The organism is Sorangium sp. So ce296, assembly GCF_051529605.1.
Taxonomy (GTDB): Bacteria; Myxococcota_A; Polyangia; order Polyangiales; family Polyangiaceae; genus Sorangium; species Sorangium cellulosum_D.
In genome coordinates, this window is record NZ_CP150325.1 from 1,701,130 (window position 1) to 1,717,714 (window position 16,585).

A 16,585-nucleotide genomic window follows, 5' to 3' on the forward strand; every position below is an offset into this window, starting at 1 on the left:
GCGCCGCGCGCCTCGCTAGAGCGGTTTTCGCCCGTCTCTGGTACATGCGTTACAGAGCGGCGTCGCGCGGCGGGAGCGACGCGACCAGGCGATCGAGCCCGATCCGGCCGGCGACGAGCGCGCCCGTCGCCGCGGCGCGGAGCGCGTCGGGCGCCGGCTGGGGGCTGCCGGCGAAGTGGCGCATGCCGAAGCGCAGGAACGACGGCTCGCGGAGGAGGTAGCGCTCGACGCGCTCCCGCGGCGCGCCGTAGAAGGCGCGCATCGCCCGGCGCCGGAACCGGAGGTCCAGGCCGAGCAGCGATCGCTCGACCCGCCGGCCCCAGTCGCCGAACCCGAGGTCGCCGGCCTCGAGCTTCTCGGCGAGGTACGCGCCCGCGAGGGCGCCGTAGGCGATCGCCTGCGCGATGCCCTCGCCCAGCATCGGATCGATGCCCGCGGCCTCGCCGACGAGCAGGGCCGCGGGCCGCGCGACCGCGGCCCTCGGGTCGAGGCCGCGCTCGGCGAAGCGCTTCCGCCGGTAGCGGTCCGGGTCGAGGCCGAGCGCCGCGAGCCGGCTCCGGAGGACGCGCTCGGCGTCGGGGGCGGGGCGCGCCGCGCCGAGGGCGCCCTCGTGCAGCACGTACGCCCCCCGGCAGACGAGCTCGCGCCCGCCCACGATCGTGGGGAAGTCCCACAGGTAGCCGGCGAACGAGCGATCCCGCATCTCGAAGTGCAGGAGGTCGCGCGCCCGGTCCCCCGCGACGGGCTCGGTGTCGACCTCGACGGCCTGCGCGCGCAGCCGGCCGAACGGCAGCCCCATCGCGCGGCGGACGACGCTGCCGACGCCGTCCGCGCCGACGACGACGCGGCCGTCGAAGTCCCCGGCCGAGCTCTCGACCCGCGCGCCGCCCGGCCCCAGCGAGGCGGCGGTGACCCGCGCCCCCTCGACGATCCGGACGCCGCGGGCGCGCGCGGCGAGCGCGAGCGCGCGATCGAACTCGACGCGCCGGACGACGCGGCCGATGTTCCCCTCGCGGAGCGCGATCTCGCCCGTCTGGAAGGCCGCGCTGACGCCGTGCACCACGACCGAGGGCACGTCGATCGTCACCCCGATCGCCGCGAGCGCCCTGTCGGCGCGCTGGCCGAGCCCGCCCGCGCAGCACTTGTCCCGCGGGTAGCGCTCCTTTTCGAGCACCACGATCCTGTCGGTGAGGGCCGGGCGATGGTGGGCGAGGAAGAGCGCCGTGCTCAGGCCCGCGGGCCCGCCGCCGACGATCACGACTTCATGCGCCGACATGGGGCGCCGCTCTAGCACGGCGCCTCGCGCCGCGGGCGCGGGATGCTCGGCGGGCGGGGCGCTCGCGGGCAGGCCGCGGGACTGGCGGGCAGGACGCTCGCGAACAGGCGAGCTCGGCTGGCGGAGGCGCGCGTGCGCGCGGGGGCTCAGCGCCGCTCGTAGGAGGCCACCTGCGTGCGGTACGGGAAGAGGTACGCGCTCTTGCCCGCGAGCTCCGGGTGGCTCCCGGCCAGATCGCGCACCTCGTTCAGGACCGAGTACCGCTCCTTCAGGGGGAGCGCGGCGATGTAGCTGATCGAGGCGACGCGCTCGAGGAGCCCGTCGAGATCGAGCTCCTGCGAGTGGGTGAACTCGTGCTCTCCGATCGGCGCGAAGAGGCGGGTGTCGGAGAACGGCCGGCGCCACGCGCCGATCCGGTGGACCGGGGCATCGCGGCCGTAGCGGTTGAGGATGCGGGAGATGCGAGCGACCCAGTCGATCCGCTCGTCCCGCAGGTTGAAGAGCAGCGAGAGGCGCCCCCGCGGCCGGAGCACCCGGTGGAGCTCGGCGAGCGCGAGGTCGCCGTGGAACCAGTGGAACGACTGCGCGGCGACCGCGGCGTCGACCGACGCCTCGGGCAGGGGGATGGCCTCGGCCACGCCGTCCAGCAGGACCGCGGACGGGACCATCTGCCCCAGCTTGCGGCGCATCCCCTCGACCGGCTCGAGCGCGAGGAGCCGGGCGCCCGTCGGCACGAGCAGGCGCGTGAGCTTGCCGGTCCCCGCGCCGAGATCGAGCACCGTGCTTCCGGCGTCGATGCGCAGCGTGTCGAGCAGGAGCTCGATCGCGCCGCGCGGATAGTCCGGGCGCCCTTTCTCGTAAGCATCCGCTGCAGTCGCGTAGCCCTGTGCAGCGAGGCGATGGAGAGTCATGGCCTGCGTCCGCTCCGCGTAAGGATGAGTTCGACCAGCGCCGGAGGGACCACCCACCCCGACGGCCCTGTCGAGAGGCTACGCAACCGAGCGCTGCGTTGGAAGCGGATTGTCGCGCAAGATGCGCATTGCGTTGCCGCGCAGCAACTTGCCGATGACACGCTCGCTCAACCCAGCTTGGAGCAGAGCATCCGTCAAGAGCGGAAGGTGCGCGGCGTCGCGGAGCTCGCGTGTGGGAACGATGAAGCCGTCCCAATCGGATCCGAGCGCGGGGGTGTCCTCGCCGGCAACATTGATGATGTGCAGGAGGTGCTTGACGACGGGAGCGAGCCCGTTGCCGCCGAGGTAGAGCGGGCAAAAGATGACCCCGGCGCACCCGCCGCGGTCGGCGAGGGCGCGGAGCTGGTCGTCATCGATGTTGCGCCAGTGGTCGAAGGCGCCGGCGACGCCGGTGTGGCTGACGATGGGAGGCCGGCGCGCGAGCGCGCACACCTCGAGGAAGCCAGCGCGGTTGATGTGCGCGAGGTCGACGATGACGCCGAGATCCTCGGCGCGGCGCACGACGTCGCGGCCGAAGGGGGTGAGGCCTTCACCGTCCCTGCGACCTCGGCCGTAGGCGGGATAACACACGTCGTTGGCGCTGAAGTGGCAGAGCCCGAGGTAGCGCACGCCGCGCCGCGCGAAGCGCTCGAGCGTGTCGAGCTCGCCCTCGAGCGCGTGCGCGCCCTCGATCCCGAGCAGCGCCGCGACGGCGCCGCGGGCCCTCGCCGCCTCGATGTCCTCGGCGGTGCGCGCCTTGACCAGGCGATCCGGCTGCGCGAGGGCGGCCTGCTCCAGGAGGTCGATCTGCTCGTCGACGACGGCGGCGAGCCCGCGCCGCTGCCCGATGGGCAGCGAGACCAGGCCGAAGAACTGCGCGCCGACGCCGCCCTCGACGAGCCGCGGGACGTCGACGTGCCCGCCCAGGGCCGCGAGCGGCAGCATCGGCTCGTGGCGCTCGTGCAGATCGTAGCCGACCCAGCGCGACCACATGAGGCTGTCGGCGTGGAGGTCGATGGCGGGGAACTGCGCGTGCAGGGCGCGGGCTTCGGGGGTTCCGTGCATGGGGAGAGGTTAGTCGAGGCGGGGCGCTCGGTCGTGCGCGCCGCGCGGCGGCGGCTCAGGAGCTCGACAGCTTGAGGCCGAGGATGGCCACGACGAGGAGCGCGAGGAACCCGAGCCTCGCGGGCGTGGCGGGCTCGCCGAAGAGGACGATGCCGGCGATCGCCGCCCCGAACGCGCCGACGCCGACCCAGACGGCGTAGGCCGTGCCGATGGGCAGGGTGCGCGAGGCGCCCTCGAGAAGGACGAGGCTCGCGATGATCGCGGAGATGGTGAGCGCCGTGGGCAGGGGCCGCGTGAAGCCCTGTGTGTACTTGAGTCCGACGGCCCAGCAGACTTCGAGCAGACCTGCCAGGAACAACAACAGCCAGGACATGACGAATCTCCTCGTAATGTGGCTGCGTCGTCTTATCCTGACCGGGTACGGCGCGTCTCGTCCGGGACGCTCCCGTGGGCGCCGGGGGGGAACCTAGCAGGCGCGACGGGCGGTGCAAAGGGGTGCGGCCGACGCGGTGCGGCGCGGCTTTGGCGGCTCGGTGCGCGAGCGGTGAGCGCCGCGGCGCGCCGTGGCCGAGCCCGCTAGTCCGCCTCCTCGCCCTGGAACGCCACGCTGGCCTCCGCCGTGCTGATCAGCGCGGCGGCGAGCTCGTTGATGTACTCCTCGATCGCGGTGTATCCGGACGGCATCACCCGGCTGTGATCGTTTGCGTTGGAGGAGCTGAGGCCGTGCGCGCGCTCCCACGCGTCCGCCATCCCGTCGCGGTCGGCGTCGGCGGGCGCCGTCCCTGGGGTGAGCCCTTCCATCAGGTTGTTCACGTAGCGAGCGCCCCACGCGCCGTCGCGGCGCTCGATGTTCCGGAGGACGCCCTTCGTCACGACGTCGTGCGGCAGCGCGCCGGCCTGCGCGAGGACGAGCCGATAGGCGTCCTCCGCGCGGTGCGTCGTCACGGGGATGTAGCCCGGGACGTCGCGCGCGAAGTTGAACTGCGACGAGGCGCGGTACGACTCGGGCTTGTTGAGCCGGCTGAAGCTCGGGTGGAGGTACGGCTTCTGCCAGGGGTTGTCGACCACCCCCGTGAACTTGCCGGGATCGTCGATGAAGTTGTCGGCGAGGAAGTACTTGAGCCCCGCGCCGGCGCTGCCGTCGAAATAGAAGGGGATCAGCTGATCGCTCGGCCCCTTGATGTACGCGTTGCCCACGATGTTGAACTGGCCGCTCGCCCGGTTGTGGTGCACGAACCCGTGTCTGACGTTGTAGGCCACGTTGTTGCGGATATCCGCGGGGCCGTTCGCGACCGCGGGGCACCTCGCCTTGTGATGGGCGAACAGGTTGTGATGCAACGTGATCCGATGGCCGTCAGGGCCGTTGATGAGGCCGTAATTATGCACCCCCTCTGGATGCCCCGTGGTCGCCGACGACTCGATGGTGGACCACTGGACCGTGACGTCGTCCGCCTCATAGAGATCCAGGGTCTCGTCGACGCCCCAGGCGATCGAGACGTGATCGAGGATCAGCTTCGAGTTCAGGGAGAACTGCGCCCCATCGAACTGCTCTCCGGCCGAGCCGTTGTGCACGGGGCGGACTCGCAAGAATCTTACAATGACATTGTTGACCGCGTTGGAGTACCTGGAGAGCAGGCGCCCGCGCACGGTGATGCCCGCGCCCGGCGCGGTCTGGCCGGCGATCGTCACGTCTCCATTCCGGACGACGACATCCCCTTCGATCACGCCGCTCACGTCGAAGACGATGATGCGCGGCCCGCTCGCGTCGAGCGCCGCCTGCAGGCTCCCCGCCCCGCTCGATCGCAGGTTGGTGACCTTGATGACGCGCCCGCCGCGCCCGCCGGTCGCGACGGCGCCAAAGCCCTCTGCGCCGGGGAACGCCGGGAGCGCGCTCGCCGGAGCCGACATCGCGGTGAGCGCAGAGGCCGCTGCGATCGCGCAGCCGAGGCGGAGAAGCCCCTGTGCTCCAATGGAAGAACAAGTAGGAAGATATGTCATGACGTCTCGCTCCCCTTTCGTACGTCTTAACCGCAAGCCGTAGTGTGATGACCCTACAGGACCGACTTCATGAATGACAATCGACAATTTCCAATCTGTGCGACAGGGCACATGGGAATCGATTTGGCAATTTCGTATCGCCACACGAAGCGAGCTTGGTTATCCTGCACGAGAAGCGCACGAGCGGGCTCATGGAAGACCGGCGCGCTCCCACCCGCGACGACATGGGACACGCGGGGGCTCGAACGCCTGAGCGGAGATTGCCAATCTTGTCGACTACGCATCTCTCGCGAAAGCACGCTGCGAGATGCGGCGGCACACCAACTCTTCAGAGAGCGACATGCCGGCGTGGCGCATCAATTCATAGCGGCTCTAAACCAATAAAAATTCGAACCGTCGAGACGAGACACCGAGACGAGATATAGAGCGGCTCTCGCCACGTCTTTCGCTCTACGTCTTTCGCTCTACGTCTCTCGCTCTACGTCTTTCGCTCTACGTCTCTCGCTCTACGTCTTTCGCTCTACGTCTTTCGCTCTACGTCTCTCGCTCTACGTCTCTCGCTCTACGTCTCTCGCTCTACGTCTCTCGTCCCCGTCGTCCGTCTTCCGTCTCCCGTCTTCGCTCTTCCGTGCACGTGCGCGTGCGCGCTGATTCCGGGGAATCGCGCACGCGCACGCGCACGAATGACGCGCACGAAGACGGGAGACGGGAGACGGGAGACGGAAGACGGACGACGGGAGACGGAAGACGGACGACGGACGACGGACGACGGGGACGCGAGACGGAGGACGATGTATCCCGCGCCGCGCCAGCCCGTTCGCCAGGCCCCGCTTACCGCGCCTGCGCGGCGCGCCCCTCGACCGCCGCGAGGTAGTCGAGCACCGACTGCTTCATGCCGACCTCGAGCGCGCGCACCACGAGGTGGTGCCCGATCGACACCTCCTGGATCTGCGGCGCCTCGCTCACGAGCGGCGCGAGGTTCTCCACGGTGAGGTCGTGCCCCGCGTTGATCCCGACCCCGGCCGCCGCGGCGGCCCTCACGGTCGCGACGATCTTGTCGAGCTCCGCGCGGTGATCGCCGCGATCGAACGCCTCCGCGTAAGGCCCGGTGTAAATCTCGATGCGATCGGCCCCCATCTCCGCGACCACCGGCACGACCGCGGGGTCCGCCTCGACGAAGAGGCTCGTCCGGATCCCCTCCTCCTTGAGCCGCTTCACCACCGGCTGCAGGACGAAGCGCCACTTCACGACGTCCCAGCCGCGGTGCGACGTGAGCTCCCCCGGCGTGACCGGGACCAGCGTGCACTGCGTCGGCCTGAGCTCGAGCGTGAGGTCCAGGAACTCCTCGCGGAGATCACCCTCGAAGTTCGTCTCGACGGTGGTGATGTGCCGAGTCACCGCCCGCGCGTCGTCCGGCGTGATGTGCCGCCGATCGGCCCGCGGGTGGATCGTGATGCCGTGCGCCCCGTAGGACACGATCCGCTGCGCGAAGGAGAGGACGTTCGGGGCGTCGTGGCCCCGCGAGTTCCGCAGGAGCGCGATCTTGTTCACGTTGACGCTGAGCTTCATGGGGGCATCCTCTCGCGGGCGCGCCGCTCGCGACGCCGCTATACACGATCGACGCTGCGAGGCGAACACGCCGCGAGCCGGCCGTGGAAACGCGCCCTGCCAGCGGGGCGGCGCCGGATCGGGCGCGGCGCCCCGCCCTCGCGCGCCCCGCCGACCGACAGCCCCTAGAGCCGCGGCACGGTCGGCGCCCCCCGCACCTCCACCTCGGCCGGGACGAGCGACACGATGAGGATGCCGATGGCGACGAGCGCGCTGTTCCACACCGTCCACGCCGACAGCGCCGGTATCGACCAGGCGCTGACGAAGAGCCAGATCGCCAGGAGCGCGTTGAGGTAGCGCGCCCGGGGCGCCCAGATCGCGATCAAGGCGAAGAGCACGCACAGCGCGCCCGCCACCCAGGCGTTAGTGAACTGCCCCTGGCTGTGCCGCCAGAGGAACGCCGAGATGAACAACCAGATCCCGAGCGCGACGTTGACGCCGCGCACGGCCGCCGTCCGACGCTGCATGGCTCCCCCTCCTCTCCTGCCGCCGCGCCGGCGCCCTCCGCCGCGCAGCGCTCTCGCTCCCCGCCCGCTCGCGCCAGGACGCGCGCGGGCGCCACGCCCCGGAGCGGCCCCGGGAAGGCCGAGTCCGCTCACCCCCCCTTCTGCCGAGCGCCGGCGCGTGCCTGCGCCCGGTCCACACATCAACGAGCTCGTCGAGCTCCGTGCGAATCCGGTGCCACCGCCGCGGGCCGCGCGGCCCCGCGACCGGCGCGGCTCGCCCGGCGGCGCGGCGGCGCGGCGGCGCGGCGTCCGCGGCGCCGCGGCGGCCGCTCGCGAAGGCCGCCGCGGCCGCCGTTCGTGAGGGCCAGGAGCCGGCGGTTCGGCTACAAGCCCGGTCGCCATGGACTTCTTCGCGACCGCCGCCAAAGGCACCGAGCCCGCGCTCCGCGACGAGCTCCGCGAGCTCCGATTCCGCGGCGTCCGCGCCGATCGCGGCGGGGTCCACTTCTCCGGCGCGGCGGACGAGGGCTTCCGCGCCTGCATCGAGCTCCGCACCGCCGTGCGCGTGCTCGCGGAGCTCGCGTCCTTCGATGCGCCCAGCGGCGACGCGCTCTACGAGGGCGTCTCCCGCGTCGACTGGGCCCCGTACCTGAGCCCGGTCCACACGCTCGCCGTCCGCGCCTCCTGCCGGTCGAGCGCGCTGACCCACACCCAGTTCATCGCCCAGCGGACCAAGGACGCCATCGTCGACCAGATCCGCCGCCGCGTCGGCGCGCGCCCGTCGGTCGACCTCGACGACCCGGACCTCGCCCTCTTCGTCCACCTCGTCCGCGACCGCGCGACGCTCTACGCGGACCTCGGCGGCGCCGCGCTCCACCGCCGCGGCTACCGCACGCACATCGGCGGGGCCCCGCTCAAGGAGACCCTCGCCGCCGCGCTGCTCCGCCTCTCCGGCTGGGACCGCGCCCGCCCGCTCGTCGACCCGATGTGCGGCGCCGGCACCATCGCCCTCGAGGCGGCGCTCTGGGCGCGGGACATCGCCCCCGGCCTGCGCGCGCAGCGCTTCGGCTTCGAGCGGTGGGCCTGCCACGATCACGCCGCCGCGCAGCGCACGACCGCGCTCCGCGACGCCGCCCGCGCCCGGATCCGGCCCGAGGGCCCGCCGATCCTCGCCGCCGACATCGATCCCCGCGCCGCCGAGATCACCCGCGGCAACGCCCGCATGGCCGGCGTGCAGATCGAGGTGCGCTGCCAGCCCATCGCCGCGGTCGCGCCGACGGCGCCGCCGGGCCACGTGCTGACCAACCCGCCGTACGGCGAGCGCCTCCCGGGCACGCTCGCCCTCTACCGCGACATGGCGGCCGCGCTCTCGCGGCTCGCGGGCCACCGCGTCGCCCTCCTCGCCGGCACCGAGGACATCGAGCGCGCGATGCGCCGCCGGCCGGAGCGGTCGCTCACCGTGTTCAACGGCCCGATCGAGTGCCGGCTGCTCACGTACGACATCCCCTGAAGCGCCGCTCCCGCCGCGCTGCCCCGCGCGGCGCGCGTCCGGGCGAGCGCCTCAGGAGAGCAGGCGCATCAGCAGCGCCATGGCCGCCGCCGTGAGGATCATGCCCGCGACGAAGCCGATGATGAGCCCGCGCTTGCCGGCGAGCCAGCTCGGCTCGCGCGACGGCGCGGGCGGCGCCGCGAAATCCGGCACGGTCGCGCTGCGCTCCAGGGACGCGCGATCCGCGGCGAGCGTCGAGGCGAGCTCGAGCGGCAGCGCCTCCGCCGAGGCCGCCGGCGCGGCGCCCCCCGCCACGGCGACGGCCGCCCGCACCACGACGCCGGCGCTCCCGGCGCCCGCCGCGCTCGACGCCGCGGGCGCCGGCGGGATCACCGCCTGCAGCTCGCCAGGCTGGAACGTGGGCAGCTGGCTGTCGGCCGGCGGCGGCGACGAGACCAGCCGGAGCGTGTTAGCGACGCGCTTCGGCCGCCGATCCCACGCCGCCGCGCCCGGATCGAACTGCGGGCTCTGCGGCGTCGGCGGCACCGGCGGCGTCGGCGCGGAGTCGACGCGCACGAGGCCGACCTCGGCCCGCTTCTCCGGCGTGCCCAGCCCGAAGTCCTCGGCCGAACGGAGCGTCGCCTTCACCTCGCGCCCCGGAGGCGTGAGGTCGAGCTCGTCGCCCTCGTCATAGGACGACGCCGCGTGCACGCGGACCTTCGGCGGACCGAGCAGCTCGTCGCGGCGGACCATCGTCAGCGTGCTGTCCTCGCCCGCTTCGTCGGGCGAGCTCGGCGCGGCGAGGCCGTTCCCCGAGAGCAGCGCCTCGCTCTCGCTGTGGGACCAGGACGGGAGCTGCAGCGAGATCTCCGGCACCGACTCCCCGGCCCAGCGCTGCGGCTCGGCCCCGAGCGACGGGTACACCCCCGGCGGATCGAGCGTGGGCGGGAGCTCCAGCGCCGGCGTGTGGAGCCTCGCCGGCGGCGGCGGCCCCGCCTCGGGCCCGGCCGTGCCCGAGACGAGCGTCCTGGCCGACTCGATCGACACCTCCAGCCGCGGCGGCGGGCCGGAGACCGGCGCCGACGTCGAGCTCGGCAGCGACGTGAGCGGCGGGAGCGACGACAGCGGCCCCCGCGGCAGGTCCCGCGAGAACAGCGAGCTCGGCTGGCGGCGCGAGATCGGCCCCAGCCCCACGGCCGTGTCGGGCAGATCGGCGAGCAAGGTGTGCAGCGCGTACCCGAGCTCGCGCGCCGTCTGGTGCCTGTCCGCCGGCTGCTTGGCGAGCGCCTTCACGATCAGGGCCTCGAGCCGGGGGTCGATCCCCGGCGCAGCGCTGCGCGGCGCCGGCGCCGGCGCGTGGATGTGGAGCGTCGCCGTGTGGAGCGGCGTCTCCCCCTCGAACGGGAGCCGCCCCGTGACGAGCTGGAACAGCAGCACCCCGCACGTGTACAGATCCGCCCGCTGATCGACCGGCAGCAGCCCGCACTGCTCCGGAGACATGTACGCCGGCGTGCCGACGAACGTGCCCGCGCGCGTCACGACGGAGAGCGGATCGGCCTGGATCTCGGGCTCATCGCCCGACGAGGCGGTGTCGAGGATCTTGGCGATCCCGAAATCCAGCACCTTGACGCGCTCGCCGTGAGGGTGCGTCGGGTCCGGGACCACCATGATGTTCTCGGGCTTGAGGTCGCGGTGCACGACGCCCATCTCGTGGGCGACGGCGAGCGCCTCGCACACCTCCGAGAGGATGCGGACCGCCCTCGCCTGGCCGATGGCGCCGTGGCGCTCGAGGAGGACGTAGAGGTCGTCCCCGGAGAGCAGCTCCATCACGATGTAGCTGAGCGCGCCCTCGACCCCGTACTCGAAGATCTTGACGGAGTTCGGGTGCTTCACCCGCGCCGCCGCCTTCGCCTCGCGCTGGAAGCGCCGGACGAACGCGCGGTCCGCGGTGAACTCCGGGTTCATGATCTTGATCGCCACCCGGCGGGGCTCGGCGTCGCGCTCGGCGACGAAGACGCTGGCCATCCCGCCCTCGCCGAGGAAGCGGGTGATCGTGAACCGCCCGGCCACCTTGCGGCCGAGGAGAGCCTCATGCCTCATGCGCCCGGCACCCGCCCGCGCCCCTCGCGCTCGCTCGCCACCCCCCGGCCGCCGCGCTCGCCCGCTCGCGGGCCGCCGCGCCGCCCGCGCAGCAGCGCACCGCCAACAGGGCTGTCCGCGCGCCTGCGCGACCCGCGCGCTCGATGCGAGGGGGAGTGCACGCGGCGACCATACCAAAGAACGTGTCAGGGGACGACTTGTCGACCCCGGCGGCAGCCCGCCAGCGGAGGCAGCCGCCGGCCAGCGCGCGATCGGCCGTCCCGACCACCGTTCCCGACCCGCGCTCCGGAGCGCCGTTCCCGACCACCGTTCCCGACCCGCGCTCGCGGCCACCGTCACCCCGGAGACGGCGCCGGCCCGAGGCCCGACCGGCGGCAGTTAACTCTTTAACGCCACCCCCGGTGCAAATGTGCGACAAGTGCTTAACTTATCGAAAGAGCTCGCCTTCGATGGTTGGCAGCGTTCTTGCCTGGGGGGAAATGCCTCGCGCCGCGCCGGGTGCGTCGCGAAGGGCCGGCTTGTGCATCGATCTCGACAGGCAGCTTCCGGAGGATCGTTGATGAATCGAATTTTTAGGCGCGCGGTGCTCCTCGGCACCGTCGCGCTGACCGTCGTGGGGGCGGGCTGCGCCGAGGAGCGTCAGTCCATCAGAAAGGTCCAGAGCGATGCGCTCGCCAAGTCCTTCTTCGTCGGAGGGAGCTTGGCCGACATCGCCGACGACCCCGAGTTCTACATGCGGGGTACGGTCATCGACGTCGGGTACGGCTCTGCCCAAGACGGGCTCTTCACGTCGACCTACGCTCAGCCCGTCTCCCGCATCAAGTGGGAGGTCACCGAGCACCAGCTCAATGCTCGGCTCGCTTACGAGCGGATCGAGGGCACCGACACCAAGGGCAACGCCTATAACGGGCTCACCAAGAAGACGACGAACGACGGCCAGATCGTCGCGAGCTACGCCATCGAGTCGCACTTCGACATCCGCCGCGACTACAACCCGGCGACGGGCGAGGAGTCGAACGTCATCGTCGAGAACACGACGGACAGGCTCTGGTACGAGCGCGAGTACATGCGCGTGGACTGGTCGCGCAACCTCGCGACCGACGCCTACAACTTCGACACCCTCTCGCAGCTCGGCCTCTACGGAGGCGTCGAGTACGAGCCGCTCGCCTATACCGTCAACGACCCCAACGCCGCCGACGCCCCGAAGTTCGACGCCGCGAACGGCTACTTCGACGTCACGACGAAGGCGTTCGCCACGCCCGCCCTGCTCGACCTCTCGAGCCTCGGCTGGGGCATCGACAAGTTCCCGGCCTGCATGCTCCCGGGCGACTTCGCCGGCGGCACCGACCCGTACGGCAACTGCAACCCCATCGAGATCACGATCCGGCAGTCGTTCAAGAAGGTGGTCGACACCGACTACGAGCCGGTCGACTTCGACGGCGTGAGGTTCCAGGCGTTCGGCATCTTCAACTTCGATTACCGCTACGGCTACGAGCCCAACTACGGGATCCTGGACAACCAGTGGCGGCGCTTCGCGGCCCGCTACAACCTCTGGAAGCGCAGCCACTTCTACGCGGACCCGGAGACGATGGAGGGGGCGATCGCCTGCGCGACGCGGGAGACGGCCCTCGTGTCGGGCGACCTGAACGCCGATCCGAACCGCGACGAGGACAACGACGGCACCGCCGACGAGTGCGCCGCGGCCGGCGCGGGCTCGCAGTGCGACGTGTTCAAGCAGAAGTGCACGCTGCCCTACGCGGAGCGCGAGGCGGTCGTCATCCCCTGGTACATCGGCGGCAACACGTCGGAGGACCTCTTCGAGGCGACCAACTGGGCCGCCGAGGAGTGGGATCTCGCGATGAAGACCTCGATCCAGACCTCGCGCCTCGTCGAGTGCAGGAAGACCGGCGGCGAGAACTGCGACGGGCGGTTCCCGATGTGGAAGGGCCAGCAGGACGACATCGACGAGGCCGTCGCGATCTCGCGCGACCTCAACGCGTGCCGCCGCGCGAACGGCTGGGACGCGCCGCAGTGCGACCAGGCGGCCTGGGACGCCGTGACGGAGCTCTCGCAGCGGCGCGGCAACGACCAGGCGACGCTCGCGATCGGCAACGTCGTGACGCAGCCGCCGGTGATCGTGCTCTGCCACAACCCCGTCATCGCCGGCGATCACCCGGCCTGCGGCGAAGAGGGGCTCTCCCCGCGCCTCGGCGACCTCCGCTACAACAGCGTCCTCATCGTCGACAAGCCGCAGACCCCGTCGCCGTGGGGCATCATGGTCGACGGCGACGACCCGATCACGGGCGAGAAGGTGGCCGCCAGCATCAACATCTGGAACCACCAGACCGAGCTGGCGGCGCAGGGGCTTGTCGACCTCGTCCGCTACATCAACGGCGAGATCTCGACCTCCGAGGTCACCGAGGGCAAGTACATCCGCGACTGGGCGCAGGCGAGCCGCGCCTCGGGCGGCGGGACCGGGCCCACGATGACGAAGGACGAGGTCACCTCGCGGCTCGCGAGCGTCACGAAGCTCGACGCCGAGGCGTACAAGAACCTCGTCGCGCAGGGCATCTCCCCGCAGCTCCGGGCGGTGATCGAGCCGATGAAGGCCAAGGTCGCCGACATCGCGGTGCGGAGCGACGTCCCCTCCCCGCAGCAGGCGGTCGTGAGCGCGCGCATGAAGGCCGCCCGGGGCAGCCTCGCCGAGGCGGAGCTCATGAACCCGGCGATGCTCCAGCGCGCCGGCATCCCCGCCGGCGTGCCGGTCGAGGGGCCGTTCGCCGACGCGGCGTCGCCGTTCGCGATGAACAACCCGCAGGTGCAGTCGCAGCTCCGCCGCATGCACGACAGCGCGCTCGCCGAGCGCGGCGCCTGCATCCTGCACGAGGCACCCGAGGCCTCGGCGATGACGGGCCTCGCGGAGGCGCTGCGCGAGAAGTTCCCCCCGGGCGACAACGAGACGTCCGCGGAGCGGCGGGGGCGCTACGAGCGGATGTTCAAGTACATCCAGCGCCGCTACCAGTACGCAGTCATCGCGCACGAGATGGGGCACTCCATCGGCCTCCGGCACAACTTCGTGAGCACCTACGCCTCGCTCTTCTTCCGGCCCCAGTACTGGCAGCTCAGGACGAAGAACGGCACGATCGACGACCCGTGCACCGGCGCGCCGGGGGAGAACCCGGAGGAGTGCGTCGGCCCCCGCTACTACGACGCGATCACGGACGAAGAGCAGAAGAACATGATCTGGATGTTCCAGCACTCCACGGTCATGGACTACCCGGGCGACGTCTCGCAGGACCTGGTCGGCCTCGGCGTCTACGACTTCGCCGCCGCGCGCTTCTTCTACGGCGACACGGTGAGCGTCTACGACAACGGCGACAGCAAATACCTGGCCGGCGGCAGGGTCGGCGGCGCGCTGCTCGCCGCGACCGACACCTTCGGCGGGCTCGCCGGCATCAAGTACGGCACGTACGCGAAGGGCAGCGGGAGCGTCACGGACTTCCACTACTCCCAGCTCCAGAAGCAGTACAACGTCATCCGCGACTGCTACGAAGTGGAGACGAAGGCGCCCGCGAGCTGGAACGAGGCGCTCGACGGCAAGTGGCACCAGGTCATCGACGGCGGCATCGTCACGGTCGGCAACGAGACGAAGCGCTGCCGCCAGCAGCCGGTCGACTACGTGAGTTGGCGGAACCTGCGCAAGCCGCAGGACAAGGAGACCAACCTGATCTCCTTCCGCGGCGGCCCGGCGGTCGACGATCGGGGCCGGGTCCGCGTGCCGTACGCGTTCGCGAGCGACAACTGGGCCGACACCGGCAACGTCTCGGTCTTCCGCCACGACAACGGCGCCGACCCGTACGAGCAGCTGATGTTCCTGATCACCTCCCAGGAGAACAGGCACATCTTCGACAACTTCCGGCGCGGCCGCACGACGTTCAACGTCCGCGCCGCGGCGGACCGGTCCTACAGCCGCTACAACGAGAAGCTCCTCGGCATCGCCGGCGGCATCGGGTTCTTCGGGACGATCTACCAGGATCTCGCGACGAACCAGGGCCTGTCGTTCGACTCGCTGTGGCCGCTCCTCATCGAGGGCAACCTGGAGGAGAACGTCATCGCCGCGACGGTGGCCTTCGACCACTTCGCCCGGCAGCTGTCCCGCCCGGAGGTGGGGCCGCACTACCTGCGCAACAGCGAGGCGTTCGATCCGGGCAACCCGTGGTCCGAGTGGGGCATCCTGCGGTCGAACGACGACAGCGACGATTACGGCGCGGGCGAGGACCACAGCGGCTTCGGCGGCCAGGCGAACACCGACGTGCTGGTGCAGATCCCGAACGGCTCGACCGGCTACCTGAAGGACATCGGGTTCGGCGGTCACCCGCTCGCGAACAAGAACTCGGAGGTCAACGGCGACTTCGACACCGACTTCACGATCAACGCGGGCAGCTACTACGACAAGATCAACGCGGCGATCCTGCTCTCCGAGTCGGAGGACCGGTTCGTGAGCAGCTCCCGCCGCGACTTCTACGACGCCCGCTTCCGCGCGGTCGGCATGGCCGACGTGCTGCCCGAGGGCTACCGCCGCCTGCTCGCCAACGCCCTCACCGGCGACCGCGCGCTCCTCGCGCCTCGCCTCGAGGCCAACGAGAACGGCTTCCCGGTTGTCGACGCGGACAGCAAGGATCCCGACCCGATGGCGACGCAGTACCCGGCGCGCCCGATGGGCTGGGTCAGCTGGTGGCCGAACGAGGGGCCGAAGGTCTGCTTCCCGAGCGACGGGAGGAACCTCTGCTCGAACTACATCGGCGGCGACTTCAACCCGGAGACCGTCACCCGCACCATCGCGGTCGATCCGCAGGTCGGCTGGGAGGTGCAGAAGTTCCTGATCGCCTGGACGCTCGCGTACATCCCCGCGAACGGCAAGACGAACTGGACGGACATGATGCGCATCTACCGGCTCGGCACCGACGCCGAGCCCGGGATCGAGCAGCGCATCGAGTGGCAGGACCCGACGTCCGGGCAGATCTACTACGCCCGCACGTACGGCATGGAATGCCTCTTCGGGACCGGCAAGGACAGGGCGACCTGCAAGGACTCCGGCGGCAAGTGGGTGCAGAAGGGCATCGCGGCGCGCGTGCTCGAATACGCCAACGACCTCACGTCGAAGGGGTACCAGCTCGATCCGTCGTATGAAGTCGCCGTGTCCGGGGATCCCGCGTACGCCGCCGACTACGGCCCGGGCTTCAACAAGTACGGCCGCGCGATGGTCATGCACCACCCGGACGGCGCCGCGATCATCGTCCAGGATCCCGCGGTCAAGGACTTGAACGCGAACAGCGGTCAGCTGGAGGCCGTGAAGCCGTGCGACCAGAACATCAACCCGAACTGCACGCAGCTCACCATCTACAAGAACCACTACGCGTACGAGCTGAAGAGCTACAAGTCGGTGCCCGACTACATGCTCCAGATGATGGTCCAGCTCGGCGTCGCCGATCCTGATCAGCTGGGCGTGTACCCCGACTGATCCGCTCCTCGCCGCGCCGGGGGCCCCGCGCCGGGGCCCCCGCGCTCCGCTCCTCCTCTCTCCCCCTCCAGCACCAGCGACCCGAGCGCGCGGGCGCTCGGCGACCCCCGCGGGCGCCGTGACCCGCGCGGC

General features: G+C 71.3%; 10 protein-coding genes, 1 pseudogene and 1 riboswitch. Of the genes and pseudogenes, 2 read left to right on the plus strand and 9 right to left on the minus strand.

Annotated features, from left to right (window positions below):
• Nucleotides 1-49: 49 nt before the first annotated feature.
• The 8 genes and pseudogenes from WME98_RS06420 to WME98_RS06455 form a co-directional block, all read right to left on the minus strand.
• Nucleotides 50-1,276 (minus strand): NAD(P)/FAD-dependent oxidoreductase, encoded by a 1,227-nt coding sequence (locus WME98_RS06420; protein WP_437950495.1) that lies wholly within the window; start codon nucleotides 1,274-1,276, stop codon nucleotides 50-52.
• 146 nt (nucleotides 1,277-1,422) lie between these two features.
• Entirely contained in the window at nucleotides 1,423-2,187 is a 765-nt protein-coding gene (locus WME98_RS06425; RefSeq protein ID WP_437950496.1) for a class I SAM-dependent methyltransferase, read from the minus strand.
• A gap of 78 nt (nucleotides 2,188-2,265) precedes the next feature.
• Nucleotides 2,266-3,291, minus strand: coding sequence for a dipeptidase (locus WME98_RS06430; protein WP_437950497.1), 1,026 nt, complete (start codon nucleotides 3,289-3,291; stop codon nucleotides 2,266-2,268).
• A 55-nt stretch (nucleotides 3,292-3,346) separates the two neighbouring features.
• The gene (sugE, locus tag WME98_RS06435; protein ID WP_437950498.1) at nucleotides 3,347-3,664 is read right to left on the minus strand and encodes a quaternary ammonium compound efflux SMR transporter SugE; all 318 of its coding nucleotides are present in this window, start codon (nucleotides 3,662-3,664) and stop codon (nucleotides 3,347-3,349) included.
• Nucleotides 3,665-3,685: 21 nt separating this feature from the next.
• Nucleotides 3,686-3,750: riboswitch (guanidine-III (ykkC-III) riboswitch) on the minus strand.
• 117 nt (nucleotides 3,751-3,867) lie between these two features.
• Nucleotides 3,868-4,878, minus strand: coding sequence for a pectate lyase family protein (locus WME98_RS06440; protein WP_437950499.1), 1,011 nt, complete (start codon nucleotides 4,876-4,878; stop codon nucleotides 3,868-3,870).
• Nucleotides 4,879-5,984: 1,106 nt separating this feature from the next.
• A pseudogene (locus tag WME98_RS06445) lies at nucleotides 5,985-6,062 on the minus strand (hypothetical protein); the annotation flags it as partial.
• A gap of 58 nt (nucleotides 6,063-6,120) precedes the next feature.
• Complete coding sequence (locus tag WME98_RS06450) at nucleotides 6,121-6,858, minus strand: pyridoxine 5'-phosphate synthase (protein WP_020738843.1); 738 nt, start codon at nucleotides 6,856-6,858, stop codon at nucleotides 6,121-6,123.
• 164 nt (nucleotides 6,859-7,022) lie between these two features.
• Nucleotides 7,023-7,364, minus strand: coding sequence for an SPW repeat domain-containing protein (locus WME98_RS06455; protein ID WP_437950500.1), 342 nt, complete (start codon nucleotides 7,362-7,364; stop codon nucleotides 7,023-7,025).
• Between the two features lie 379 nt (nucleotides 7,365-7,743).
• Here WME98_RS06455 and WME98_RS06460 point away from each other — a divergent pair, with 379 nt between their 5' ends.
• Entirely contained in the window at nucleotides 7,744-8,853 is a 1,110-nt protein-coding gene (locus tag WME98_RS06460) for a THUMP domain-containing class I SAM-dependent RNA methyltransferase (RefSeq protein ID WP_437950501.1), read from the plus strand.
• A gap of 51 nt (nucleotides 8,854-8,904) precedes the next feature.
• Here the strand turns inward: WME98_RS06460 and WME98_RS06465 are convergent, their stop codons facing one another.
• Nucleotides 8,905-10,932, minus strand: a complete 2,028-nt coding sequence (locus tag WME98_RS06465) for a serine/threonine-protein kinase (protein WP_437950502.1) — start codon at nucleotides 10,930-10,932, stop codon at nucleotides 8,905-8,907.
• Nucleotides 10,933-11,491: 559 nt separating this feature from the next.
• Between WME98_RS06465 and WME98_RS06470 the strand changes: the two genes are divergently transcribed.
• Nucleotides 11,492-16,453, plus strand: a complete 4,962-nt coding sequence (locus WME98_RS06470) for a hypothetical protein (RefSeq protein ID WP_437950503.1) — start codon at nucleotides 11,492-11,494, stop codon at nucleotides 16,451-16,453.
• The last annotated feature ends 132 nt before the right edge of the window (nucleotides 16,454-16,585 follow it).